The sequence below is a fragment of the Mesorhizobium sp. M0227 genome (assembly GCF_040321855.1).
Classification (GTDB): Bacteria; Pseudomonadota; Alphaproteobacteria; order Rhizobiales; family Rhizobiaceae; genus Mesorhizobium.
Map to the genome: position 1 here is coordinate 162,874 of NZ_JAMYSJ010000004.1, position 22,902 is coordinate 185,775.

Here is a 22,902-nt window from a genome sequence, read left to right on the forward strand (position 1 = left end):
CGCGAACAGCCTTTCGCCTTCGGGCGCAGACGGCTATTGGCGCAATTCCGTATTCTTGGCGCCTTGCTCGACCTGATCGATCACCAGAAGCTTCACCTCGACATCCCCGATATTGGTGGCCTGATGCCACTGGCCGATCATTTCGATGATGAAATCGCCAGTCTTGTAGGTGTTGCTGTTGCCGGTCTCGACATTGGTGACCTTCAGCGTGCCGGCCTGGACATAGGCATAGCGCGGGAAAGGGTGCCTGTGGACCGGCAAGGTCGCGCCCGGCGCGATGTCGTAGGTCGAGACCAGCACCTGCACGTTCTTCTGCGGCAGCGTGATCGGCTGGCCGGACGCGGTCGTCGTGCGCGACGCAAGAGGGCTCACGACGACAGGCGTGCCGCTGCTGTCCAGCGCGTGGGCCGGGTTCGCGGAAAAGGCCACCGCGAGCAGCAGTCCGGACATCAAAATTTTTCGCATGATTCGCTCCACCCCGCCGCCAACATCGCGCAGTGACCGCCAGCACGCAAGGCAGCGCCTTGGGCACCCGCTTCAGCGGACCTCGTACGGTGTGGCGGAATTCCCCGCCGAAGAGCATGGCTCGCTGGATCTGCCTGCCGGCCAGAAATTTTTTTACGCCCCTCTTGACGGAAAAAAACACGATTACCAGATCGTTTTCCGTCGAGGCTTCGGCTCGACATACTGGCGTCGCAGCGGCGCTGCGACAGCCTCGTAACCCATGTTGCTTCACGGAGGATATGGCTATGAGAAGCTTTGATTATACCCCTCTTTACCGCACAACCGTCGGCTTCGACCGTCTCTTCGATATGCTCGAGAAAAGCGGGCGCTCCGACTGGCCTCCCTACAATATCGAGAAGATTGGCGAGAACGACTATCGCATTACGATGGCTATCGCCGGCTTCGCTCTCGATGAGGTCGAACTCATGCAGAACGGCCCCGAATTGTCTGTCATCGGCCAAAGGAAACCCGACCAGGAAAATCGGGAGGTCCTTCATCGCGGCTTGGCGACGGGCAACTTCAAGCAGGTGTTCAAACTTGCCGATCACGTAAAGGTCAAGGCGGCCAACCTCGAGAATGGCTTGCTGTCGGTGGACCTGATCCGCGAAGTGCCCGAGGAACTCAAGCCTCGGCGCATAGAGATAGGATCCGAAGCCAAAGCGGCTTCGCTCGAGCAACCCGACAAGAAGCAGCCGATCGATTGGCATGCGGAGCCTCAACGCGAGGTCGCCTGATTCCCAGGAACCTAGATCTACGGTCCGCCTCCCGGTTCGGCCGGGAGGCACAGATCGCGGAGAATGGAGATGAGAACCGAAGCTTACAGTTTTTACCAACCCGAACCGAAAAATCTTGCCGTGGAACCCGCGGGGTTGCGGACGCCAGATGACGTCCTGAACGAGGAGACGATGACAATCGGCGCAAAGCGGGCTTTGCTCGCTTTCTGGGCTTCCGACGTTCATGCGGTTCCTGACAATCCCGCGTTGCGGCAATTGGACAACGGCGCCATCGTGGAAGTCAGCGACATACTTCGCGCCCTCCACCTCCTGGACGAATCCGGGCGGGAACCGCGTATTTCAAAGATGCCGGGCACCGTCAGCCCGTCTTTCGACCGGCGCCGCAGGAAGAGCCGCCTCGGTTGGATGCGGCACCCCTGGCGAGATGACGACGATGATCCGCCGCCAATCCCGGCCATTGCAACGGTACCGCCTGGGCGTGGAGGTGGCGGCATGTTGGCCGAGCCGGAGCATGCAATCGCATGATGACCCGAACCAGCAACAACCCACCGTGCCGAATGGAGGATTACATGAGTGACAGGACGTTCGACCAACCGGTCCTGGTCAAGAATGGCGAGTTCATTCAAGAAATAGGGTGCCTCGACGACGCCTTTGACTTCTTTGACGAGTGGCCAAGGGAAAGGCGGGGTCCGATTTTCGAAACGGCCTTTCGAGCCTGCCAGCGTGCTTACGACGGCCAGGTTCCGCTGACGGTGGCGCGCGATGCCGTCGCCGGCTTCGCAAGATCCGTCAAGATCCTGCAGGACCCGCTTGCTCAGTTCCCTTGGATGGACGGCACAAGGTCAGGTCGCGGTGGGATTACCGCTTAGCCTTGATAAAAGGGGCGGCGCTACCAGGATGGCTGGGCCTGCATCGTCGTTTTCACATCGCTGCAAGGTGAGCTGCCCTACCAGTTCACCTTGTAGCGGGGCGGCTCGATCTTTTGTTCGAACTCCCTGGTGCGGTTTTTGGCGACTGGCTGGGTCAGCCTCGCAACAGTCAACGCTAATATAATGTTCGAAGCGTCGCCACAGGAGGTTCAATGGTTTCCGCTATCGCAAGTCAACATCCGCATGTCCCGGAAAAACAAACGGCAGTGGGGAAGCCGCAAACCGGGGAAGGATTTTCGCCGGGCCGCAGCGCGGACGCCGTGGGACATCTGGCCAAAATCATGGTTGCCGCAGGCGGCGATATGGATGCTGGCGCGCAAGGCCGCGCGGCATCCAAGATCGCCAGGATGGACATCACGGTTCTGGCCGCACCACCCGTAGAAACACCAACAGAGTAAAATATGCTCGTTCGGGCGCCTCCGCGCCATCAGCGGCATGCGCGGCTCTCGCAGATTACGCCACCGCTCTCAGCGGAGGCTCCGCCATCGTCCCCAAGCCGTCGCATTCCGTGCAGGCGCTCGTCTTTCCGGGGCAGCCACCCCGATGGGTTCCCTGCGGGCAGCAGTGCCCGTTTGACGCATACCACTTGGAGCAGTCGAAAACCCGGCCGCTGCCATGACAGCGCGGGCATTCCATATTCGATGAAATCATACCAGTCTTGCCCAACCCAAACGCACTCGCCCTACGCCGCAAGTAACAGGAATCATTGTGCTTTCAAGCACATTGCCCTGACTTAAATTGGGGGGATCGACGGATGGCCGGCATCGATGGCGAGTTATTGTTGCGCCGTAATTACGTTCCCCGTGAAGACCTTGCTCGCCACAAGCCGCGTTGGACATTGGCCGGCAACAATAGGCTGCGCCGCCTTGTCCCGTTCGTTCTCAATGGTGACGGCGACTGCGTCGCCGGGCTTCGCGTCGGCGGCCTGTGTGGCCGTGGACGCGAAGAGGACCGTCTGGGTGATGAGAGCCGAAAACGCGGCAACCTGGACCAGCACGGCGGCGAGAGCGATCTTCTTGAGCATGCGAAAAAACGCTCTTCAGCGTTCCCGGTTCCCCACGCATTCAGGTTTCTGCTTGCTACGGGAACAAGGGACCGGCAGTGCTGTTAACTCGATTATGCCAAGCAAGATCAAAGAACCACGATCGAAGCCCGAACCGGACAAAGAAGCCCCGCCTGAGCTTGAACATGTCGACCCGCCACCGCGAGACGTGCGAGAGGCACCGGCACCCAATCCGAACGGCGACAAGAATGGGCGCCCCTTGGACGTCAATGCATGCCCACAAGGCGGGGCAGGTGGCACGCATTCCATGCGGCCATTGCAACATTAAACGCTTCTACAAGCCCTTGGAACTGAGAGAGTTTATCGGAATGTGACCACTGAGCAGGTGCGAGCGAAGGTTCGCTGCGAAAAATGCGGACACAAGGTGCCTTTCCATCCAGTCGACCAGGATCCGATTCTGCGGCTGGTCGAGATTAGATGGGAGAAGCGCATCTGGAAGGATGAATGAAGGTTTGATCAATATCCAGATTTAACCGCGCATTTCGGAAATTGGCCGGCTGCTCGATCGGCCATCGATCTGAAATCGCAGGAAGTGCTGGTGTCGCTGTAACACCACGGAAAATTTTTCCGCCGCGCAAGTCCGCTGCCTCACGGCGGCGGGCTTTGCCAACACTGACGCGGAATCTCCTTATATTAGCAATAAACGATATATTAACAGCCGTGATGCAGCCTTTGACATCACGGGAATGGGGAAACACTCCTCGTCGACGTTCAACGCGCGCCCCTTGGGCCGGCGGGACCGTGGACCAATGCGGAGCACACGCATGAGTGTCGGAGCAGCTCTCGAACAATTGCTGCGGTTGATTTATCGACAAGCGATGAAATTGGCAGCGATGCCGGAGGATGAAAGGGATTCACACTACGATTTCATCCGCCTGTCATGTTGCGCAGCCGCCGAACGGATTGGGCAAAGTCCCGACAAGGCCGCCGTCACGGCAAACGATATGGTTGAGTTTGTTCGCGCACTGGTCGGAATCATTGAGGCAGGCTGCGGATCAGAACGAGGGCGAAGTGACGATCGAGCGGCTGCATCACCGGCACGGCATTTTGGCAGCCGGGAAAGTGGCACTGCGCGCGTCTAGGGGGCGCGCTTCATGCGGGGCTTTTCTATTCTTTGTGCTGAACGATGTAGCTATTGCTGATGGCTTTGCTCCCGACGCCCCGCGTGACAACAACGGTGGTGTACCCGGCGGGCAGTGAACCGGTGACAGTCTCGTCGACCGGATGGCATCGTCCGACGATTTCCCCGTTTGGCGCACCTGCGAGCCTGTCTTTCAGAGATGCCCGACACGCGTCAAACGACGCATATGTGGTCGGCGCGACCTCAATGGGCTTGCAGACGGCAGCCTGGCCTGGGCTGCAAGAGAGTAAAAGCAATACTGCTGCGGTTGCCGGGTCCATTCTCGAAGCTCCATTGAGACGAGCCTCAACGCGGATCGACGGCCTTTGTTGCACAGGCAGCCCCGGCGACGGCGCGCTGCCGAGAGGTGGCGGATGGCTGATTACCCCCACATGAACCCAGTGAACGTGTCGGTGTCGACAATTCGTAGCTTCATCTCTTCGGTGTAGCTCCTTCTCCCAAACCTCCCAAACCATCCCCTATAGTAGATGCGAATTGGGAATTGAGCGGCGTGCTTCCAGAATCCTGCCTCTAGACCTTGGGTCATGCCAAATGAACATGAAACATGGGTTCCATTGTGAAGCACTGGGATCAGGTCTTTGGTAGCAAAGCAGGACAGCCAATCCCTCTTTCGCTCATCGGTGGCGCCACGCCCGAAAGCGGCTGCCAGGGCTGCCGGATCTGCCACCTCAAACCAAACGTCGCGAGCCGGGATAGATCCTGAATTTAGCACCACAAGATTGAAGTATAGACCCGTGTTGTCTCCGTGATGAGTTTTGACCATCGCAGTGACGAGTGGGCGAAACTGCCGCCTCCAGAAATGAAGTGAGAGCCCGAGGGCAATCACCGTGGCGACGAGTGCCCCCACGTTAACCCAGTCTATGACCAAATCATCCCCCTCCCATGTCGCGTCCATGTCGCACGGACTTGCCAATAGTCGCAGGAAATTTTTGCGGCATCTACCGGTTCTTGAGGTTGGCCCTGTACCACGCGACGAAAGTTTCGATCTCGGGCGTGCTGTGGTCATAGACAGCACAGAACTTAGACGTCGCCCGAGCCACCGCGAAGAACGCCTCGATCTCGTAGATATGCATTTCCTCGGGATCTTTGTGGTGCTTCAGCCAATCCCTGACCTCGTTCATCTTAGAAACGAAGTCGCGTTCCGCCATGAACGGAACCGCCTTATCCTTTGACGTCTTCAAGACGTGAGGCGACATGGTTGGGGGCATTTGCCCCTCCGCCGCCAATGCTAAGGTTATAGCGCCGGCGAATTCTTCCTCGTGGAAAAGTCTGATGGCAAGACTGATTTGGTTTGAAGCCGCTTCCTTGCGCGTCATTCGCAAGAGTTTTCCTAGGGGTGGCGCACGATGGGGTGATTCTGGCATTTGTAGCCCCGTATGTAGCCCCGAAGAGATCGTCCGCAAAGTTGCGGCCGGTGCAAGGACATCTAAGTGTTTGAAAAGATTGGCTCCCCGGGCCGGATTCGAACCAGCGACCAACCGGTTAACAGCCGGTTGCTCTACCACTGAGCTACCGGGGAACGGATGCTCTTATGTGAGTGGCGCAGCCTATAGCTGCCCTTTTCGGCTTTGCAAAGAAGCTTTTCGCATTTTTCCGAGGCTTTTTCGCGCAGGCGTTTCTCGCAATCGTCGAAGGAAGCCCTCATATTAGGCGTCTTGGCGGGGATATGGAACCGAAAGCGCGGCGGCGGCTTTGGTTCCAGCATGCTTGCGAACAATCAAACGGGTCAGTTTTTCGAGACGATGACAGCACAAGACAACCAGATGCCGGCGCGGAAAATCTCCGTTTTCGGGCGCGAGTTCAAAATGCCGCGCTCGCGCGGGCTCAGAATCACGATCGGCATCCTGCTGACCATCGGCGGTATCCTTGGTTTCCTGCCGATCCTCGGCTTCTGGATGGTTCCGCTCGGATTGCTGGTGCTGTCCTATGAATTCGCCATGGTTCGCCGTCACCGGCGTCGCTTTGTCGTCTGGTGGGAACGGCGTCGCCGGCCCGATTGACCGCCGATAGCGCAAGGTGGGTGTTCAGCGGGCGGCGTGTTCTTCCAGTGCCTCATGGATTGCTTGAGAATCGCCGCGGCCGAGGCAAGCCTTGCCCTGTCATGCGGCGACAGGCTGTCCGCACCTTCGATGGACAGACGGTCGATTGCGTAATGCAGAAGCTCTTGTATTTGCTGCCACTGTCCGGTGCATGGCTCTTCCTCCCGTCATGTCCAACGCACGGGCCGCCGATGAGTTTCTTCTCCGGGCAGGCTATGCTTAATTGTCCGCTAATGGAGCGGTCAGGCCCGATCCGACGATTTGCCGGGGTGCCGTCCGGACTGACGCGAGGAAACCGTTCGGAATGCACGGTGGCCGCTTGACGGCATTTTCGCCGCAACCTATTGGAACCGGGTGGAACGCCGGGAGCAATGAGGCCTCGTGGCGGAGTGGTTACGCAGAGGACTGCAAATCCTTGCACCCCGGTTCGATTCCGGGCGAGGCCTCCAATGCCTGGGCCCCCGCGCGGCAGCGCAGGGGCCTGAAGTTCCTGACACAATGGACCGCGGTTCTGGCGCGGCAAGCGGATTGGTTGGGACATGAGCGCTGATTTCTCCGAACTACGCGTCAAGATGGTCGACGGCCAGGTCCGCACCACCGATGTGACCAGCGCGCCGCTGCTCGATGCAATGCTTGTCGTCCCAAGAGAGATGTTTGTCGGCGCCGCCCAGCGCGATCTGGCCTATATCGACGAGGACATCCGCATTGCCGCCGGCGCGGACGGCGCGCGCTACCTGATGGAAGCATCGCCGTTGGCCAAGCTTATCCAGCTGGCGGAGATCAACCCGACCGATTCGGCGCTCGATGTCGGTTGCGGAACCGGCTACGCCTCAGCCATCCTGTCGCGACTGGCCAGGTCCGTGGTGGCGCTCGAAAGTGATTCGGCGCTGGCGGAAACCGCCAGATCGACGCTTTCGTCGCTGGGCTGCGGCAATGTGACCGTCGTCCAGGGCGCGTTGCCGCAGGGGCATGCCGCTAAGGCGCCTTATAACGTCATCTTCGTCGGTGGCAGCGTCGCGGAAGTGCCGGTGGCGCTGCTGGACCAACTCGCCGAAGGCGGCCGCCTTGTCGCCGTCGAAGGGCAGGGCAATTCCGGCGTGGCCCGTCTCTTTTTCAAGGCCGGGGGGGTTGTAACCGGAAGACGTGCATTTAATGCGGCAATTAAGCCACTACCGGGGTTTGAACGCATTCGTGCTTTCGAATTCTGAATGATTTGGCCTTGCAGGAGAGGCTGTGTCATGGTCGCTTGCATTTGAACGATCGCTGCGGATCCCAGACTGGGGGCACTTTGGGGTGAGCAGCAGGGAACATCGAACACGCGGCGCCGGCTGATCTATGAGAGAAGCAGGCGCGGCGCGGTTCCCATGGAAAACGAATGAGGGTTTAACCGTGCCGTCTTTACGCAAGTCACTTTTCACCGCCGTCCTCGTTTCGGCGACCATGCTGTCCCCACTGGCGGCTTCAGCCGAAAGCATCTCCGGCGCGCTTGCAAAGGCCTATCAGTACAATTCTTCGCTGAATGCATCCCGCGCCGGCGTTCGTGTCACCGACGAGGGTGTCGCCATCGCCAAGTCGGGCTACCGCCCGATTGTCACCGGCTCGGCGGATATTGATTATTCGAGCAGCCATCTCAATGGCACCAATTCAAGCGTGAGGCTGACCACCGGAAATTTTGGCGTCCAGATAAACCAGATGCTGTTCGATGGCTTTCAGACCAGGAACAATGTCGCTGCCGCCGAAGCGCAGGTCCGCGCTTCCGTCGAAAGCCTGCGCAACACCGAAGAGGGTATCCTGTTCAGCGCGGCCCAAGCCTATATGAACGTGATTCGCGACCGGCAGGTCGCCGTGCTGACTGAGCAGAACCTTCAGTTCCTGACCGAAACGGCGCGCGCGGCGCGTTCGCGTTTCGAAGTTGGCGAAGGCACGCGCACCGATGTCGCCCAGGCCGATGCTTCGCGGGCCGCCGCCGTGGCATCGCTGAGTGCCGCCCGGGCGCAGGCGCTGGCAAGTGCGGCGATCTACCGCCAGATCGTCGGCGACGAGCCGGGCAAGCTCAAGGGCGCTTCGCCGGTGGCAAAGCTGTTGCCGTCGAGCCTCGCCGCCGCCGTCGGGGTGGCCTCGAACGAGCATCCGGCCATCCTTGCCACGCAGCATCTGGTCGACGCGGCCGCGTTTTCGGTGAAGTCGGCCGAAGGCGCGCTGTTGCCGCAGCTGTCGGCTTCCGCCGGCGTTTCGAGCGCCTATCGCAATACCTCGCCTTTGCCGGGCGTCGGTTCGCAGGATGGCACGACCAATTCGGCCAGTGTCGGGGCAACGCTGACCATCCCGATCTATTCGGGTGGCCGCACCTCGGCGATCGTGCGCCAGGACAAGGAATCGCTCAGCCAGGCCCGCATCCAGGTCGACGTCAGCCGCGACCAGGTGCGCCAGGCCGTCACCGCCGCCTGGACCGAGTACACCGCCGCGCAGCAGCAGCTGACGGCCAACAGGCAGGTGATCGAGGCCGCGAAGCTGGCACTGAACGGTGTCATCGAAGAGCGCAATGTCGGCCAGCGCACCACGCTCGACGTCCTCAACGCGCAGGCGACGGTCATCACCGCCCAGATCAACCAGGCCGGTTACGAACATGATGTGGTGGTGGCGAGCTACGCCATCCTGCAGGCGACCGGCCGTCTGTCCGTCGACCGCCTTGGCTTGCAGGTAGCGAAATACAAGCCTGAAGAGCATTACAACGCGGTCAAGGACAAGTGGTACGGCCTGCGCACGCCGGACGGCCGCTGAAGCGTTCGGCCAGGACTGGCCGTGCTCCTCGTTTGAGCAGGATCTTTCGTACTGCGCTCTCGGGTTCAGATCGCGCTAATCTGTTGAAATCCCACAAGTCCCCAGATTGGGGATTCTCGTGCGGCGATCCGTCGGTTACGCTGTCGCCATGATTCGATCCGGCTCTGCCGGATCGGAAAACCCAACAGGGGTCACAAGGGCGGCGGATGTGACGATGGCAACGGCAAGCAGCGCACAGCGCGAACCTTCCATGGAAGAGATACTGGCTTCCATCAGGCGGATCATCGAGGACAGCGACGGCGGCCGCAAGCAGCCGGGCGACGCCGATGAGTTGAGCCAGGATCTGGAGCGCGCGTCGAGCGCCTATGCAGCCCCCGACGTGGAAGCATTCCGTGCCGACCTGCATGCCGCCCCCGACGGCAGGAAGCCGGTCACGCTGGCGGAAGTCCAGGCACAGTTGCCGGCGGCCGAGCCGGTGGCCGCACGCATGGAAACGCCGGTGCGCCCTGATCCCGGCCCGGCAAAGCCATCGATGACACTTGCCGAGGTCAGCGCCCGCGTCGCCGCCGAGCCAATCACGGTTGAAGCGCCGGGATCGCGTCCTGTCGCCGACGCTTCCATCGCCGATTGGCGTCGCGAGATCGCCGCGGTCGGTGAGCAGGCGAGGGCGGTGTCGGACCGGAGCGAAGCCCCCAAGACCGCTGCCCAGCCGTCCGTGGAGACTCCAAGTGACGAACCGACCGCGAAAGCAGCCGTCGAGCCGTCTCGTCCGGATGCAAGCGTGGTGCGACCGGTGGCGGCCAGCGACGCGCCGCGTCCGGCGATCGTTTCCGAGCACACCGGCCGGCAGGTCGCGGCTGCCTTTGGCGAGCTTTCCGACGCGTTTGCCAGCCGCAGCAAGAAGACATTCGACGAAATGGCCGAAGAGATGCTGCGGCCGATGCTGCAGGATTGGCTCGACAACAATCTGCCGACACTGGTCGAAAGGCTGGTGCGCGAGGAGATCGAGCGCGTGGCGCGCGGGGCGCAGTAGTTCCCCATGCCGATCACCAAAGGAAGCGGCGCCCTCGTGGCGCCGTTTCCTTTGGTGAGGTCAGCTTGTTGGCAGGACGACGGATCGCTTTCCGTTGAAATGACCAAGGCCGCGCCTATCTGGTTGTGAGGGTCCGAGACAGCCCTTGCGGTTGACTTGGTCAAAGCCTTCCGATTTACAGCGGACCAGCAAAACTCCCGACAGCGCGGACCATTTTCCCATGCTTGAAAAGACCTACGACGCCAAAACCGTCGAGCCGAAGATCGCCAAAGTCTGGGAAGAGGCCGACGCGTTTCGCGCCGGTGCCGGGGCCGAGGAGGGGGCGGAAGCCTTCACCATCGTCATCCCGCCGCCGAACGTCACCGGCTCGCTGCATATGGGACACGCGCTCAACAACACGCTGCAGGATATACTGGTGCGCTTCGAGCGCATGCGCGGCAAGAATGTCCTGTGGCAGCCGGGCATGGACCATGCCGGTATCGCCACGCAGATGGTGGTCGAGCGGCAGCTGATGGAAAAGCAGATCCATCGCCGCGACCTGACCCGCGAGCAGTTCATCGAGAAAGTGTGGGAGTGGAAGGCCGAATCCGGCGGCGCGATCTTCAACCAGTTAAAGCGGCTCGGCGCCTCGGCCGATTGGTCACGCGAACGCTTCACCATGGACGAAGGCCTGTCCAAGGCCGTGCTCGAAGTGTTCGTCACGCTCTACAAGGAAGGGCTGATCTACAAGGATAAGCGCCTTGTGAACTGGGATCCCAAGCTGCTCACCGCGATCTCCGATCTCGAGGTCGAGCAGCAGGAGGTCAACGGCAATCTCTGGCACTTCCGCTACCCCGTAGAGGGCCAGGTCTTCGACCCGGAAAACCCAACAACCTTCATCACCGTGGCGACGACGCGCCCGGAGACGATGCTGGGCGATACGGCCGTCGCCGTGCACCCTGACGACGAGCGCTTCCGGCATCTGGTCGGCAAGAACATCGTCCTGCCGATCGTCGGTCGCAGGATTCCTGTGGTGGCGGACGAGTACTCCGATCCGGAAAAGGGTTCGGGCGCGGTCAAGATCACGCCCGCGCACGATTTCAATGACTTCGAGGTCGGCAAGCGCCACAAGCTGCCGGCGATCAGCATCCTGACCACGGAGGCGGCGGTAAGTCTCAGGGATAATGAGGATTTCCTTGCCGGCCTCGAGGTGACGCCGGAGCGCCAAATTGTCTGGGACGAACTCGACGGCCTCGACCGCTTCGTCGCGCGCAAGAAGATCGTCGAGCTGATGGAAGAGGGCGGCTTCCTCGAAAAGGTCGAGCCGCATCGCCACGCCGTCCCGCATGGCGATCGCGGGGGCGTGCCGATCGAGCCGTTCCTGACCGAGCAATGGTATGCCAATGCGGCGGAACTGGCCAAGCCAGCGATCGCTTCGGTGCGCGAGGGGCGCACCAAGATCATACCCGGGAATTGGGAAAAGACTTATTTCCAGTGGATGGAAAATATCGAACCCTGGTGCATCTCACGCCAACTGTGGTGGGGTCATCAGATCCCGGCATGGTACGGGCCGGATGGGCGCGTCTTCGTCGAGAAGACCGAGGAAGAGGCGCTCGGCGCCGCGATCGAATACTACCTGGCTCTGGAAGGACCCTGGAAGGGCTGGGTCGAGGACAAGTTGGAGAATTTCCAGCCGGGCGAGATCCTGACCCGCGACGAGGATGTACTCGACACCTGGTTTTCGTCGGCGCTGTGGCCGTTCTCGACATTGGGATGGCCTGATGAGACGCCGGAGCTGAAGACCTACTACCAGACCGACGTGCTGGTGACCGGCTTCGACCTCATCTTCTTCTGGGTTGCCCGTATGATGATGATGGGCCTGCACTTCATGGACGAGGAGCCGTTCCACACCGTCTACATGCACGCGTTGGTGCGCGACAAGAACGGGCAGAAGATGTCGAAGTCGAAAGGCAACGTCGTCGACCCCCTCGACCTGATCGACGAATACGGGGCCGATGCGCTGCGCTTCACCCTGACGGTGATGGCGGCGCAAGGCCGCGACGTGAAGCTCGACCCGGCGCGCATCGCCGGCTATCGCAATTTCGGCACCAAGCTGTGGAACGCCACGCGCTTCGCCGAAATGAACGAGGTCGCGCGCAATGACGAGTTCTGGCTGAATGACGCGAAGCTGGCGGTCAACCGCTGGATCCTGACCGAACTGACGCGCGCGGCGCGCGAAATCACGGACGGCATCACCTCATACCGCTTCAACGAGGCGGCGGGTGCCGCCTACCGCTTCGTCTGGAACCTGTTCTGCGACTGGTATCTGGAATTGCTGAAGCCGGTGTTCATGGGCGCCGACGAGGCGGCCAAGGCCGAAAGCCGCGCCTGCGTCGCCTTCGTGCTGGATGAGATCTATAAGCTGCTGCACCCGATGATGCCGTTCATGACCGAAGAACTGTGGGCGCAGACCGCTGGCGAAGGCAAGCAACGCCTCTCGCTGCTGTGTCATGCGGCTTGGCCGTCACCGGATTTCGAAGACGCCGAGGCCGCAGCGGACATCAATTGGCTGGTCGAACTCGTCTCCGGCATTCGCTCCGTGCGTTCGGAGATGAACGTGCCGCCGGCAGCCATTGCACCGCTCGTCGTGGTCGGCGCCAATAATGTGACACGCGAGCGCCTCGTTCGCGAGGATTCGGCGATCAAGCGGCTGGCGCGGGTCGGCGACATCTCGCTTGCCGATGTCGCGCCCAAGGGCTCGGCGCAGATCGTGCTCAATGAGGCGACGGTCTGCCTGCCGCTTGGCAGCCTGATCGACCTCGCCGCCGAGGCGGCACGGCTGCAGAAGGAACTGGCCAAGGTGACCGAGGAGATCGCGCGCCTGCACAAGAAACTGTCGAACGAAAGGTTCGTCGCCAGCGCGCCGGCCGAGATCGTCGATGCCGAGCGTGAAAAGCTCGCCGAATACCGCGATGCGCAGGGCAAGCTGTCAGTCGCGTTGGCCAGGGTTCGCGACGCCGGCTAAGGATAGATTCGCGAGACTTTAGCCCTCTCTAAACTGCTGGTTTTCCGCCTCGAAAATCAGCATGCCGTTGCGTTAATTTTGACGTAAACGGAAGTTTTAGCCCCATTGTTGCCATAATGTAACAATGGGGCTCCCGGACCGCAAAAAACGCTGTTTTCGAACCTTTTTGGATGGGTTTCCTCTGTTTTTTGGAAGCAGATCCGCCATCACGGACCGTTTTCGGCCTTGCCGCATCCGGTTGCATTTCCTCGAAAATGCGCCTGGCGAATGTGTACATGTACGCTCTTGAATTCGTTGTTGCACCGTTAACCCGAATTGGTTCTAGCTTGATGCACTCGAATTCGGGGAGGACATTTCATGACTATTCTGCGACTGAAAGCGCTGCTTGGGGCGGGCTGCTTTTCGCTGGCTTTGATCGGGACGGCGATGAACCCGGCACATGCCGGCGGCCTGGAGCGTGCTGGCTACGATATCGACCTGTTGTTTGATCCGGCTCCGTTCGCGACCGAAGCGGAAGCGACCTATGTGATGCCGGACCGCAAGTACAAGAATGCGCGCGGCCCGGGCGGAGCCGATCTCGGTTTGGGCACCTCGGCCGACGGAGCCGAGGGCTATTGGGTTCCACGCATTGGAGCCAAGGTCCAGGTCGTGCAAGGCGTGGATTGCATGGTCGATTATTCGCAGCCCTGGGGTGCACATACCGCGCCGGGAAATGCGTGGAACGGCGCGTTTTCGAATATCGAAACCGACATCAAGAGCGACAACTACGCGGCTACCTGCTCCTACAAGATGGACGCCGGCAAAGGCCAGCTTCGGTTCATAGGCGGTGTTTTCTACCAGAAGATCTATGGCTTCAAGGAGAACTACACAGATATTGGCTTCGGCACGATGGTCGGTCGTGTCGATCTGGAGGCCGATGGCTGGGGCTGGCGTGCGGGCGTCGCTTATGAAATTCCAGATATCGCGCTGCGCGCCAGCCTTGTCTACAATTCGCAAGTGAAGCTCGACAATATCTCTGGTACTCTGAACATCGGCGGCGTCGTCTCTGTACCGATTTATGGTGCGACGGAGTCAATGCCGGATTCGCTCGAATTGAAACTGCAGTCGGGCATCGCACCTGGCTGGCTCGCTTTCGGTTCGATCAAGTGGGTCAATTGGAGCGTCCTGCAAAGCGTTCCGATCTGTGCCCAGGGTACACCCTCCTCATTCTGCGTCACGAATGGTCTGGGCCAACTAACTTCACTCGACCTGATGTATCGTGATGGCTGGACTGTCACGGGCGGTATCGGTCACAAGTTCAATGATCAGTGGAGTGCCGCTGGGCAGCTTTCCTGGGATCGTGGCACGTCGCATGGCTATGGTGCACAGACCGATACCTGGACGCTGGGTGGTGGCGTTGCCTATACGCCCAGGCCGAATATCGAGGTTCGTCTGGCAGGTGCGGTCGGTGTGCTGACCAGCGGCCATTCAGGGGAGTTGGCTGGCGAGAACGGCTATATCGCGGGCACCGATGACAGCTATGACTTCGGCAACGATCTGGTCACGGCAATTTCCGGCGGTATCAAGATCAAGTTCTAAGCAACTGAAAATTCTAAGCAAAAGGCCGGGCGTTGCTCGGCCTTTTTCGTTTGAGCCGGCATCGCCCGTGCGCCCCGTATCCAAGCTGCGTTGCATATTAGCCGCACCTCTTTCGCCCCGTGCGATTGTGACGTTTTGGCAACACTTTCTGAACAACCCCTGCGCTGGAAGCCGGGCTGAGGAAATTGCCCATTTCCCGCCATAAACCCGGCGCACCTCGATCTTGTCTCGGGACACGCGCCAAAAGGCTCGGCGAGGGGGCAGGCCGCTCCGCCCCATTTGCAGGGAAGATGGGGCAAGGAAGAGTATGGACGCCAAAGTCATCTCCAAGGCTAAGCTCCCCAGCCGCCATGTGACCGTCGGTCCGGCGCGTGCGCCGCATCGTTCCTATCTCTATGCGATGGGTTTGTCGGCGGCCGAGATTGCGCAGCCGCTGGTCGGGGTCGCCTCCTGCTGGAACGAGGCGGCGCCCTGCAACATCTCGCTGATGCGCCAGGCGCAGGTGGTCAAGAAGGGCGTCGCTGCGGCCAGCGGCACGCCGCGCGAATTCTGCACCATCACCGTCACCGACGGCATCGCCATGGGTCACCAGGGCATGAAGTCATCGCTGGTGTCGCGCGAGGTCATCGCCGATTCGGTCGAACTCACCATGCGCGGCCATTGCTACGACGCGCTGGTCGGGCTGGCCGGCTGCGACAAGTCGCTGCCCGGCATGATGATGGCCATGGTGCGGCTCAACGTGCCGTCGATCTTCATCTATGGCGGTTCGATCCTGCCCGGCAGCTATCGCGGCCGCCAGATCACCGTGCAGGATGTTTTCGAGGCGGTCGGCCAGCACTCGGTCGGCACGATCAGCGACGACGAACTGCTTGAGATCGAGCAGGTCGCGTGTCCCTCGGCCGGTTCCTGCGGCGCCCAGTTCACCGCCAACACCATGGCCACCGTCGCCGAGGCGATCGGCCTGGCGCTGCCCTACTCCTGCGGCGCGCCTGCCCCTTACGAAATGCGCGACCGGTTCAATTTCGCCTCCGGCGAAAAGATCATGGAGCTGATCGCCAGAAATATCCGGCCGCGCGACATCGTCACGCTGAAGGCGCTGGAGAATGCGGCGACCGTGGTCTCGGCCACCGGCGGTTCGACCAACGCGGCACTGCATCTGCCGGCGATCGCCCACGAGGCCGGCATCAAGTTCGACCTGTTCGACGTGGCCAAGATCTTCGAGAAGACGCCTTACATCGCCGACCTCAAGCCGGGCGGCAAATATGTCGCCAAGGACATGTTCGAGGCCGGCGGCATTCCGCTGCTGATGAAGACGCTGCTCGACCACGGCTATCTGCATGGCGACTGCATGACCGTGACTGGCCGCACTTTGGCCGAAAACATGCAGCACGTTGTCTGGAATGAGCATCAGGACGTGGTCCGCCCGGCCAACACACCCATTACCCAAACCGGCGGTGTCGTGGGCTTGAAGGGAAACCTTGCCCCCGAAGGCGCGATCGTGAAGGTCGCGGGCATGGCGGAGTTGAAGTTCTCCGGCCCGGCACGCTGCTTCGATTCGGAAGAGGAATGTTTCGAGGCGGTGACGCAGCGCAACTACAGGGAAGGCGAAGTTCTCGTCATCCGCTACGAGGGGCCGCGCGGCGGCCCCGGCATGCGCGAGATGCTGTCGACGACGGCAGCACTTTACGGCCAGGGCATGGGCGGCAAGGTGGCGCTGATCACCGACGGGCGCTTCTCGGGCGCGACGCGCGGTTTCTGCATCGGCCATGTCGGCCCCGAAGCAGCCGTAGGCGGCCCGATCGGACTGCTCAGGGATGGTGACGTGATCTCGATCGACGCGGTGAACGGCACGATCGACGTGGCGTTGTCCGATAGCGAACTGGCGGCGAGGGCAAAGACATGGAAGGCGCGCGCGACCGATTATCAGTCGGGCGCGATATGGAAATATGCACAGACGGTAGGGCCGGCGCGCGATGGCGCGGTGACTCATCCGGGCGGTGCGAAAGAAACACACTGTTATGCGGACATCTGAGTTGTTGAAGTCAACACCAGAGTTGTTGAGGTCGTCTGTCTTTTCGGCACTGGTCGTGATCGCCACTTTTGGCGCGACCTTTGGCGCCGTGGGCCAGGCCATGGCCTTCGACGACAAGGTGTTCGACGACAAGACCGGGGTGAAGCCGCAATCCAGCCCATGGGCGGTCTTCCAGTTCGGCTTCTCCGCCTACAAGAACGGCCACAAGGAACAGGCTGCCGAGGCCTACAAATACGCCGCCGAAAACGGCCAGATCGGCGCCACCTGGAAGCTTGCCCGCATGTATGCCGAGGGCGACGGCGTGGCGCGTGACGACTACGAGGCGTTCAAGTTCTTCTCCGAGATCGTCGATCAGGACGTCGAGCCCGGCTCGCCTGAGGAAAGCTATGTCTCCGACGCGCTGGTGGCGCTTGGCGACTATTTGCGCACGGGCATTCCCGGCAGCCCGGTCGCCGAGAACGAGGTGGCGGCCCAGGAATATTACATGCGCGCCGCCGCCAACTACCGCAATCCGAACGCGCAGTTCGAAATGGGGCAGATGTTCCTGAAGGGCGAGGGCGGCGTGAAGGCCAGCGTCAAGCAGGCCGGGCGCTGGTTCCAACTCGCCGCCGAGAAAGGCCATGCCGGCGCACAGGCGACACTGGGCCATTTGTTGTTCCAGAGCGGCAAGATCGTTCGTGGCCTGGCGATGATGACGGCAGCGCTCGAACGCGCTTCGCCGGCTGACCAGCCCTGGATCCGCGGCATGCAGGAAGAGGCATTTGCCACCGCCGGCGAGGCCGACCGCCGCACCGCCATCTCGCTGGCCGATGATATCCTCACCAAGGGCAACAACGCGGATCAGTAATCTCGCGGCCGCGTCAGCTTCACCAGCAGCACTCGATTTTCGATCGTGATCAGTTCTCGATCGGCTCCGTCGGCACCATGCTGGGCGCCGGCGTCGAGATCGGCGTGACATGGGGTGGCGCCAGCGTGTTTTCCGGGCAGCTATCCCCGATCTTCGTCCACGATGTGTTGTTGAGCACCATGTCGCAGCGAGCCAGATGGCTCCGGTCGGCAAGCGTCAGGCAGGCGACCTGGCCAAGCTGGTAGGATTTTCCATTGGCCAGGCATTCCTGGTCGGCAAATGCCGCACCGGGAGCGGCCATGGCAAATGCCAGGCCGATCGGACAAAGATGAAATCGTGTGCTCATGGAACCCCAGCCGCCATGCTGGCCCGCAATGAGCGGCGCGAAATGTGGCGATATGAGGTCCAGCGCAGACGTGCCCGGCGAGGGTTCTCTCAGGCCGGCTGAAGTGCGAGATCGATCGCCACCGGCACGTGATCGGACGGTTTTTCCCAGGCGCGCACGTGCTTTTCGATCGACGCGGAAGAAAACCGGTTGGCGGCTTCCGGCGACAAGAGCAGGTGGTCGATGCGGATGCCGTTGTTCTTCTGCCACGCGCCGGCTTGATAGTCCCAGAATGTGTAGGTGTCGGGTGCGTCGGTGACCGCGCGCACCGCCTCGGTGAAACCAAGGTTGAGCAGCCGCCGGAAGGATTGTCGCGTCTGCGGCTGGAACAGCGCGTCGCCCAGCCAGTTCTCCGGAAACCGCGCGTCGATCCGCTCGGGAATCACGTTGTAGTCGCCGGCGAGCACCAGAGCCTCCTCCAGTCTCAGCCGTTCTTCGGCCCAGCGCTCCAGCCGCGCCATCCAGGACAGCTTGTAAGGAAACTTCTTCTCGTCATCGATCGGATTGCCGTTCGGCAGATAGAGCGAGGCGACGCGCAGCGCGCCCTTGTCAGTCGAGAAAACCCCTTCGATGAAACGCGCCTGTTCATCGGCATCGTCGCCGGGCAGGCCTCGGATCACCTCGTCGAAGCGCAGCTTCGACAGCAGGGCGACGCCGTTGAAACCCTTTTGGCCGTGGGTTTCGACATTGTAGCCAAGCGCCTCGATCTCGGCGCGCGGGAATTGCTCGTCGACCGACTTGATCTCCTGCAGGCAGACGATGTCGGGTGCGCTCTCGGTCAGCCAATGGGTGAGGTTGCCAATGCGGGCGCGGACACCGTTGATGTTCCAGGTGACGATTTTCATGGCGGTCTCGATGCTGTTCAGTTGGATTCTTGCGGCGGATGGCGTTCGACGAGGCCAATCGTATTGCCAGCCGGGTCCTTTAGGAAGGCCATCCATTCGCTTTCCCCCGCTGGACCGAACTGGCCCTCTGTGTCGCGATGGACAAGTGTTGGCGGCGCGGTGAAGGGTACGCCTGCCGCGACCGCAGAGGCATGGAAGTCATCGAGGCCCGATATGTCGAGATAGACGGTTCCGGCCGGTATGCCGTCGGTGAACAGCAGCCTGATATCGCCGGCCATGATGAAGGCGATGCCCGGCGGGTCGAAGCGCGCATGAACCGCCATGCCGAGCACGTCGCGCCAGAAAGCCAGCGTGGCGTCGAGATCACGGCCAGCCGACAGCGCGATCTGACGGACCGCACCGATAGCAGGCATTCTATATGGAGAAACTCGTGCCGCAGCCGCAGGAGGCGACGGCGTTCGGATTGCGGATCTGGAACGACTGGCCCATCAGATCGTCGACGAAATCGATCACAGAGCCGCCCATATAGACCAGCGACAGATCGTCGATCAGCACGGTGGCACCGTCCTTCTCGATGGCGACGTCGTCGTCATTGCGCGTATCGACCAGATCGAACTTGTAGGAGAAGCCCGAGCAGCCGCCGCCTTCGACCGACACGCGCAGCGCCGTCTTGCCGGCCTCGTTCGAGACAATCCTGGCGATCCGCTTGGCGGCGGCCTCGGTCATATCGACTTTCATGGCAGTCTTGGCATCAGCGCCCATGGGCGTCACCTTGCTTTCGGTTTCACATGATAGGTATGAAGCGCGAGGGGCCAAGTCAACCTGGCTAAGTCAAACGCGGCAGCATCAGCCATGACCAATGAGTTGGGCGACATCGGATTCGGCTATCGGCCGCGCGCCGCCTATGCCTGCGACCCGGCAAAGTCGCGCGGACGGCTGTTCGACGAGGTGGAAAGCCCGACCCGCACGCCATTCCAGCGTGACCGTGACCGCATCATCCATTCGACGGCCTTCCGGCGCCTGAAGCACAAGACGCAGGTCTTCATCGCGCATGAAGGCGACCACTATCGCACCCGGCTGACCCATTCGATCGAAGTGGCGCAGATCGCGCGCGCCCTGGCACGGGCGCTGCGCGGCGACGAGGATCTCGCTGAGGCGGTGGCGCTGGTGCATGATTTCGGCCACACGCCCTTCGGCCACACCGGCGAGGACGCGCTGAACGAAAAGATGGCCACCTGGGGCGGCTTTGACCACAACGCGCAATCGCTGCGCATCGTGACGAGGCTGGAGGCGCGCTACGCCGAGTTCGATGGGCTCAACCTGACCTGGGAAACGCTGGAAGGCCTGGTCAAGCACAATGGACCGCTGACGGACGCCAACGGCAAGGGTCTGAAAGGGCCGGTGCCGCAGGCGATCCGTGATTACTCTGAACTGCACGATCTCGAACTCGACCGGTTCGCCGGCATCGAGGCGCAATGCGCGGCGATCGCCGACGATATAGCCTACAACACGCATGACATCGATGACGGCTTGAGGGCAGGGCTACTGACGCTGGACATGCTGGAGACGGTTTCGCTGCCGGGAACGATCCTGAAAGGCGTTCGCTCACGCTATCCCTCCCTCGATGATGTGCGCACCGGCCACGAGCTGATGCGGCGGCAGATAACCGCCATGGTCGAGGACGTGATCAAGTCGACGACCGCCAATCTCGATCGCATCAAGCCGCGGAGCGCCGATGCAGTGAGGGCAGCTGGCGAGACGATGGTAGTTTTCTCGGCCGAAATGGCTGCCTTGGAGAAAGAACTGAAGGCCTTCCTGTACAAGCACCTCTACCGGCACGCGGAGGTTATGCGGGTGCGCGCGGACGCCGAGCAGATCGTCAAAAATCTGTTCGACGCCTATTTCGCCGATCCGCGCGCCATGCCGGACGGCTGGCGCGAGGGGCTGGATCGGGCCGACGACCGCATCAAGGCGCGCAGCGTCGCCGACTTCCTGGCGGGTATGACCGACACCTACGCGCTCAAGGAACACCGGCGTTTGTTTGACCATACGCCTGAATTGGGCTAGGGCGGGCTCGATTTTGCCGGCCAACGAGCCGGATTCGCTGCAAAGCCGCCAGAGCCAGACCCCAGAGTCACACAAATGAACATCTTCGCCGATTTCACCGCGCGAATCATAAAAGCCGTCGAAGCGCTTGATCTGAAAGACAAAGACGGCGTTTCGCCTGACCTGTCGCGCATTGCCGTCGAGCCGCCGCGCGACGCCAGCCACGGCGACCTGGCGACCAATGCGGCGATGGTGCTGGCCAAGCCGACCGGCCAGAACCCGCGCGCGCTGGCCGAAAGACTGGCGCAGGCGCTGCGTGACGACAAGGATGTCGCGGCGACGGAAGTGGCAGGGCCCGGTTTCGTCAATCTCAGGCTCAAGGACGGCTTCTGGCAGACACATCTGACCGCACTGCTCGGCGAGGGCCGCAACTATGGCCGCTCGACGGTTGGCGGCGGCAGGAAGACCAATGTCGAATATGTCTCGGCCAATCCGACCGGGCCGATGCATGTCGGCCATTGCCGGGGTGCTGTCGTCGGCGACGCGCTTGCCAATCTGATGGCCTTCGCCGGCTACGATGTGACCAAGGAATATGTCATCAACGATGCCGGCTCGCAGATCGACGTGCTCGGCCGTTCCGCATTCCTGCGCTACCGCGAAGCGCTGGGCGACGATATCGGCGAAATACCCGCCGGTCTCTATCCCGGCGATTACCTGGTGCCCGTCGGCCAGGCGCTGGTCGCGGAATTCGGCCGCTCGCTTCTGCAGATGCCCGATGACGAGGCGCTCGCCATCGTCAAGGATCGCACCATCGATGCGATGATGGCGATGATCCGCGAGGACCTGGCGATGCTCAACGTGCATCACGACGTGTTCTTCTCCGAGCGCACGCTGCACGCCGACAATGCCAGGAAGATCCGCTCGGCGATCAACGATTTGACGCTGAAGGGCCATATCTACAAGGGCAAGCTGCCGCCGCCCAAGGGCGAGAAACCCGACGATTGGGAGGACCGCGAGCAGACGCTGTTCCGCTCGACCGCGGTCGGCGACGACATGGACCGGGCGCTGGTCAAGTCCGATGGCTCGTTCACCTATTTCGCCGCCGACGTCGCCTATCTCAAGGACAAGGTCGATCGCGGCTTCGTCGACCTGATCTATGTGCTCGGCGCCGACCATGGCGGCTACGTAAAGCGGCTGGAGGCCTTGGCGCGGGCGATTGCCGGCGACGAGGTGAAGCTCACTGTCCTGCTGTGCAATCTGGTCAAGCTGTTTCGCGAGGGCGAACCGGTGCGTATGTCGAAGCGGTCGGGCGATTTCGTGACGCTGCGCGAAGTGGTGGAGGAGGTCGGCCGCGACGCGATCCGCTTCATGATGCTCTACCGCAAGAACGATGCGCCGCTGGATTTCGATTTCGTCAAGGTGACCGAGCAGTCCAAGGACAATCCGGTGTTCTATGTCCAGTACGCCTCGGCGCGCTGTCATTCGGTGTTCCGGCAGGCGAGCGAGCAACTGGGCGAAGCCAATTTCGACCGCAACAGCCTGGCGTCGGCCGCGGCATTGCTGACCGATGAGGGCGAGATCGGCCTGATCCGCAAGCTCGCCGAATACCCGCGGCTGATCGAGTCCGCCGCCCTTGCGCTCGAGCCGCATCGGCTGGCATTTTACCTCTATGATCTGGCTTCCAGCTTCCACGGACACTGGAACCGTGGCACGGATAATCCGGACTTACGTTTTGTTAAGGTTAACGACCGACAATTGACGCATGCCAGACTAGGGCTGGTGCAGGCTGTTTCGGACGTTTTGACGTCCGGCCTGACGTTGATCGGGGCCGCCGCGCCCACCGAAATGCGTTAGGTTTGACTAAATAACCTGTCACCTTTTGCCCACATTGCGCTGGTAAGGGCCAACCCTACGCGACGTCCATGGCGTCCGAATGAGTGC

The 22,902-nt window shown here is 61.4% G+C and carries 23 protein-coding genes and 2 tRNA genes; 16 read left to right on the top strand and 9 right to left on the bottom strand.

All coding sequences use genetic code 11. The annotated features are described in order from the left end of the window. Positions 1-33: 33 nt before the first annotated feature. Positions 34-465, bottom strand: a complete 432-nt coding sequence (locus NKJ00_RS08180) for a cupin domain-containing protein (RefSeq protein WP_352629389.1) — start codon at positions 463-465, stop codon at positions 34-36. A 284-nt stretch (positions 466-749) separates the two neighbouring features. Here NKJ00_RS08180 and NKJ00_RS08185 point away from each other — a divergent pair, with 284 nt between their 5' ends. The 4 genes from NKJ00_RS08185 (at position 750) to NKJ00_RS08200 (ending at position 2,565) form a co-directional block, all read left to right on the top strand. Further along, positions 750-1,238, top strand: coding sequence for an Hsp20 family protein (locus NKJ00_RS08185; RefSeq protein ID WP_352629391.1), 489 nt, complete (start codon positions 750-752; stop codon positions 1,236-1,238). A 69-nt stretch (positions 1,239-1,307) separates the two neighbouring features. Next, the gene (locus tag NKJ00_RS08190; RefSeq protein WP_352629393.1) at positions 1,308-1,763 is read left to right on the top strand and encodes a hypothetical protein; all 456 of its coding nucleotides are present in this window, start codon (positions 1,308-1,310) and stop codon (positions 1,761-1,763) included. A 44-nt stretch (positions 1,764-1,807) separates the two neighbouring features. Then, a complete protein-coding gene (locus tag NKJ00_RS08195; protein WP_127291564.1) occupies positions 1,808-2,107 on the top strand; it encodes a DUF982 domain-containing protein in 300 nt (99 codons plus the stop codon). A 212-nt stretch (positions 2,108-2,319) separates the two neighbouring features. Continuing rightward, complete coding sequence (locus NKJ00_RS08200) at positions 2,320-2,565, top strand: hypothetical protein (RefSeq protein WP_352629395.1); 246 nt, start codon at positions 2,320-2,322, stop codon at positions 2,563-2,565. A 377-nt stretch (positions 2,566-2,942) separates the two neighbouring features. On the opposite strand, the gene NKJ00_RS08205 is transcribed toward NKJ00_RS08200, so the two are convergent. Further along, positions 2,943-3,191 (bottom strand): hypothetical protein, encoded by a 249-nt coding sequence (locus NKJ00_RS08205; protein WP_352629397.1) that lies wholly within the window; start codon positions 3,189-3,191, stop codon positions 2,943-2,945. A gap of 803 nt (positions 3,192-3,994) precedes the next feature. On the opposite strand from NKJ00_RS08205, the gene NKJ00_RS08210 reads away from it, so the two are divergent. Beyond that, on the top strand, positions 3,995-4,312 hold the full coding sequence (locus NKJ00_RS08210; protein WP_352629399.1) for a hypothetical protein: 318 nt from the start codon (positions 3,995-3,997) through the stop codon (positions 4,310-4,312). A 420-nt stretch (positions 4,313-4,732) separates the two neighbouring features. Here NKJ00_RS08210 and NKJ00_RS32210 read toward each other — a convergent pair whose 3' ends face one another. The 3 genes from NKJ00_RS32210 to NKJ00_RS08220 form a co-directional block, all read right to left on the bottom strand. Further along, positions 4,733-5,377 carry a DUF8453 domain-containing protein gene (locus tag NKJ00_RS32210; protein ID WP_502895796.1) on the bottom strand — a complete coding sequence of 215 codons (645 nt, stop codon included), beginning with the start codon at positions 5,375-5,377 and terminating at the stop codon, positions 4,733-4,735. Beyond that, complete coding sequence (locus NKJ00_RS08215; protein ID WP_352629401.1) at positions 5,310-5,687, bottom strand: hypothetical protein; 378 nt, start codon at positions 5,685-5,687, stop codon at positions 5,310-5,312. Before NKJ00_RS08215 ends, NKJ00_RS32210 begins: the two co-directional genes overlap by 68 nt. Before the next feature lie 128 nt (positions 5,688-5,815). Beyond that, positions 5,816-5,890 (bottom strand) — tRNA-Asn (locus NKJ00_RS08220). 223 nt (positions 5,891-6,113) lie between these two features. Here NKJ00_RS08220 and NKJ00_RS08225 point away from each other — a divergent pair. From NKJ00_RS08225 to NKJ00_RS08265, 9 genes are all read left to right on the top strand, one after another. Continuing rightward, the gene (locus tag NKJ00_RS08225; protein ID WP_024503836.1) at positions 6,114-6,371 is read left to right on the top strand and encodes a hypothetical protein; all 258 of its coding nucleotides are present in this window, start codon (positions 6,114-6,116) and stop codon (positions 6,369-6,371) included. A gap of 414 nt (positions 6,372-6,785) precedes the next feature. Next, a tRNA-Cys gene (locus tag NKJ00_RS08230) sits at positions 6,786-6,859 on the top strand. A 90-nt stretch (positions 6,860-6,949) separates the two neighbouring features. Next, the gene (locus NKJ00_RS08235) at positions 6,950-7,618 is read left to right on the top strand and encodes a protein-L-isoaspartate O-methyltransferase family protein (protein ID WP_023812205.1); all 669 of its coding nucleotides are present in this window, start codon (positions 6,950-6,952) and stop codon (positions 7,616-7,618) included. 181 nt (positions 7,619-7,799) lie between these two features. Beyond that, positions 7,800-9,191: a TolC family outer membrane protein gene (locus NKJ00_RS08240; RefSeq protein ID WP_023812204.1), complete on the top strand. Its 1,392-nt coding sequence runs from the start codon at positions 7,800-7,802 to the stop codon at positions 9,189-9,191. Between the two features lie 214 nt (positions 9,192-9,405). After that, positions 9,406-10,224, top strand: a complete 819-nt coding sequence (locus NKJ00_RS08245; protein WP_128304003.1) for a PopZ family protein — start codon at positions 9,406-9,408, stop codon at positions 10,222-10,224. A gap of 220 nt (positions 10,225-10,444) precedes the next feature. Next, positions 10,445-13,228: a valine--tRNA ligase gene (locus NKJ00_RS08250; protein WP_128304004.1), complete on the top strand. Its 2,784-nt coding sequence runs from the start codon at positions 10,445-10,447 to the stop codon at positions 13,226-13,228. 357 nt (positions 13,229-13,585) lie between these two features. Further along, positions 13,586-14,806, top strand: a complete 1,221-nt coding sequence (locus NKJ00_RS08255; RefSeq protein WP_128304005.1) for an OmpP1/FadL family transporter — start codon at positions 13,586-13,588, stop codon at positions 14,804-14,806. A gap of 307 nt (positions 14,807-15,113) precedes the next feature. Further along, positions 15,114-16,838: a dihydroxy-acid dehydratase gene (gene ilvD / locus NKJ00_RS08260; RefSeq protein ID WP_023812200.1), complete on the top strand. Its 1,725-nt coding sequence runs from the start codon at positions 15,114-15,116 to the stop codon at positions 16,836-16,838. After that, positions 16,825-17,685, top strand: a complete 861-nt coding sequence (locus NKJ00_RS08265; protein ID WP_031213511.1) for a tetratricopeptide repeat protein — start codon at positions 16,825-16,827, stop codon at positions 17,683-17,685. The genes ilvD and NKJ00_RS08265 overlap by 14 nt, the downstream gene beginning before the upstream one ends. Positions 17,686-17,734: 49 nt before the next feature. Here NKJ00_RS08265 and NKJ00_RS08270 read toward each other — a convergent pair whose 3' ends face one another. From NKJ00_RS08270 to erpA, 4 genes are all read right to left on the bottom strand, one after another. After that, positions 17,735-18,031, bottom strand: a complete 297-nt coding sequence (locus NKJ00_RS08270; protein ID WP_352609611.1) for a hypothetical protein — start codon at positions 18,029-18,031, stop codon at positions 17,735-17,737. Between the two features lie 89 nt (positions 18,032-18,120). After that, on the bottom strand, positions 18,121-18,915 hold the full coding sequence (gene xth / locus NKJ00_RS08275) for an exodeoxyribonuclease III (RefSeq protein ID WP_023812197.1): 795 nt from the start codon (positions 18,913-18,915) through the stop codon (positions 18,121-18,123). Positions 18,916-18,932: 17 nt separating this feature from the next. Next, a complete protein-coding gene (locus NKJ00_RS08280) occupies positions 18,933-19,328 on the bottom strand; it encodes a VOC family protein (protein WP_128304007.1) in 396 nt (131 codons plus the stop codon). Between the two features lies 1 nt (position 19,329). Then, positions 19,330-19,677 (bottom strand): iron-sulfur cluster insertion protein ErpA, encoded by a 348-nt coding sequence (gene erpA / locus NKJ00_RS08285; RefSeq protein WP_013531288.1) that lies wholly within the window; start codon positions 19,675-19,677, stop codon positions 19,330-19,332. Positions 19,678-19,767: 90 nt separating this feature from the next. On the opposite strand from erpA, the gene NKJ00_RS08290 reads away from it, so the two are divergent. Both NKJ00_RS08290 and argS read left to right on the top strand, forming a co-directional pair. Then, on the top strand, positions 19,768-20,982 hold the full coding sequence (locus NKJ00_RS08290; protein WP_023812194.1) for a deoxyguanosinetriphosphate triphosphohydrolase: 1,215 nt from the start codon (positions 19,768-19,770) through the stop codon (positions 20,980-20,982). 75 nt (positions 20,983-21,057) lie between these two features. Beyond that, positions 21,058-22,815: an arginine--tRNA ligase gene (argS, locus tag NKJ00_RS08295; RefSeq protein WP_352439903.1), complete on the top strand. Its 1,758-nt coding sequence runs from the start codon at positions 21,058-21,060 to the stop codon at positions 22,813-22,815. The last annotated feature ends 87 nt before the right edge of the window (positions 22,816-22,902 follow it).

Coding starts and splice junctions, on each gene's coding strand:
- NKJ00_RS08245 (WP_128304003.1), top strand. CDS start 9,406: ATGGCAACGGCAAGCAGCGCACAGCGCGAACCTTCCATGGAAGAGATA.
- NKJ00_RS08195 (WP_127291564.1), top strand. CDS start 1,808: ATGAGTGACAGGACGTTCGACCAACCGGTCCTGGTCAAGAATGGCGAG.
- erpA (WP_013531288.1), bottom strand. CDS start 19,677: ATGGGCGCTGATGCCAAGACTGCCATGAAAGTCGATATGACCGAGGCC.
- NKJ00_RS08255 (WP_128304005.1), top strand. CDS start 13,586: ATGACTATTCTGCGACTGAAAGCGCTGCTTGGGGCGGGCTGCTTTTCG.
- NKJ00_RS08280 (WP_128304007.1), bottom strand. CDS start 19,328: ATGCCTGCTATCGGTGCGGTCCGTCAGATCGCGCTGTCGGCTGGCCGT.
- NKJ00_RS08185 (WP_352629391.1), top strand. CDS start 750: ATGAGAAGCTTTGATTATACCCCTCTTTACCGCACAACCGTCGGCTTC.
- NKJ00_RS08190 (WP_352629393.1), top strand. CDS start 1,308: ATGAGAACCGAAGCTTACAGTTTTTACCAACCCGAACCGAAAAATCTT.
- argS (WP_352439903.1), top strand. CDS start 21,058: ATGAACATCTTCGCCGATTTCACCGCGCGAATCATAAAAGCCGTCGAA.
- NKJ00_RS08200 (WP_352629395.1), top strand. CDS start 2,320: ATGGTTTCCGCTATCGCAAGTCAACATCCGCATGTCCCGGAAAAACAA.
- NKJ00_RS08290 (WP_023812194.1), top strand. CDS start 19,768: ATGACCAATGAGTTGGGCGACATCGGATTCGGCTATCGGCCGCGCGCC.
- NKJ00_RS08265 (WP_031213511.1), top strand. CDS start 16,825: ATGCGGACATCTGAGTTGTTGAAGTCAACACCAGAGTTGTTGAGGTCG.
- NKJ00_RS08225 (WP_024503836.1), top strand. CDS start 6,114: ATGACAGCACAAGACAACCAGATGCCGGCGCGGAAAATCTCCGTTTTC.
- NKJ00_RS08210 (WP_352629399.1), top strand. CDS start 3,995: ATGAGTGTCGGAGCAGCTCTCGAACAATTGCTGCGGTTGATTTATCGA.
- NKJ00_RS08205 (WP_352629397.1), bottom strand. CDS start 3,191: ATGCTCAAGAAGATCGCTCTCGCCGCCGTGCTGGTCCAGGTTGCCGCG.
- NKJ00_RS32210 (WP_502895796.1), bottom strand. CDS start 5,377: ATGACCACAGCACGCCCGAGATCGAAACTTTCGTCGCGTGGTACAGGG.
- NKJ00_RS08235 (WP_023812205.1), top strand. CDS start 6,950: ATGAGCGCTGATTTCTCCGAACTACGCGTCAAGATGGTCGACGGCCAG.
- NKJ00_RS08250 (WP_128304004.1), top strand. CDS start 10,445: ATGCTTGAAAAGACCTACGACGCCAAAACCGTCGAGCCGAAGATCGCC.
- NKJ00_RS08180 (WP_352629389.1), bottom strand. CDS start 465: ATGCGAAAAATTTTGATGTCCGGACTGCTGCTCGCGGTGGCCTTTTCC.
- NKJ00_RS08270 (WP_352609611.1), bottom strand. CDS start 18,031: ATGAGCACACGATTTCATCTTTGTCCGATCGGCCTGGCATTTGCCATG.
- xth (WP_023812197.1), bottom strand. CDS start 18,915: ATGAAAATCGTCACCTGGAACATCAACGGTGTCCGCGCCCGCATTGGC.
- NKJ00_RS08215 (WP_352629401.1), bottom strand. CDS start 5,687: ATGACGCGCAAGGAAGCGGCTTCAAACCAAATCAGTCTTGCCATCAGA.
- ilvD (WP_023812200.1), top strand. CDS start 15,114: ATGGACGCCAAAGTCATCTCCAAGGCTAAGCTCCCCAGCCGCCATGTG.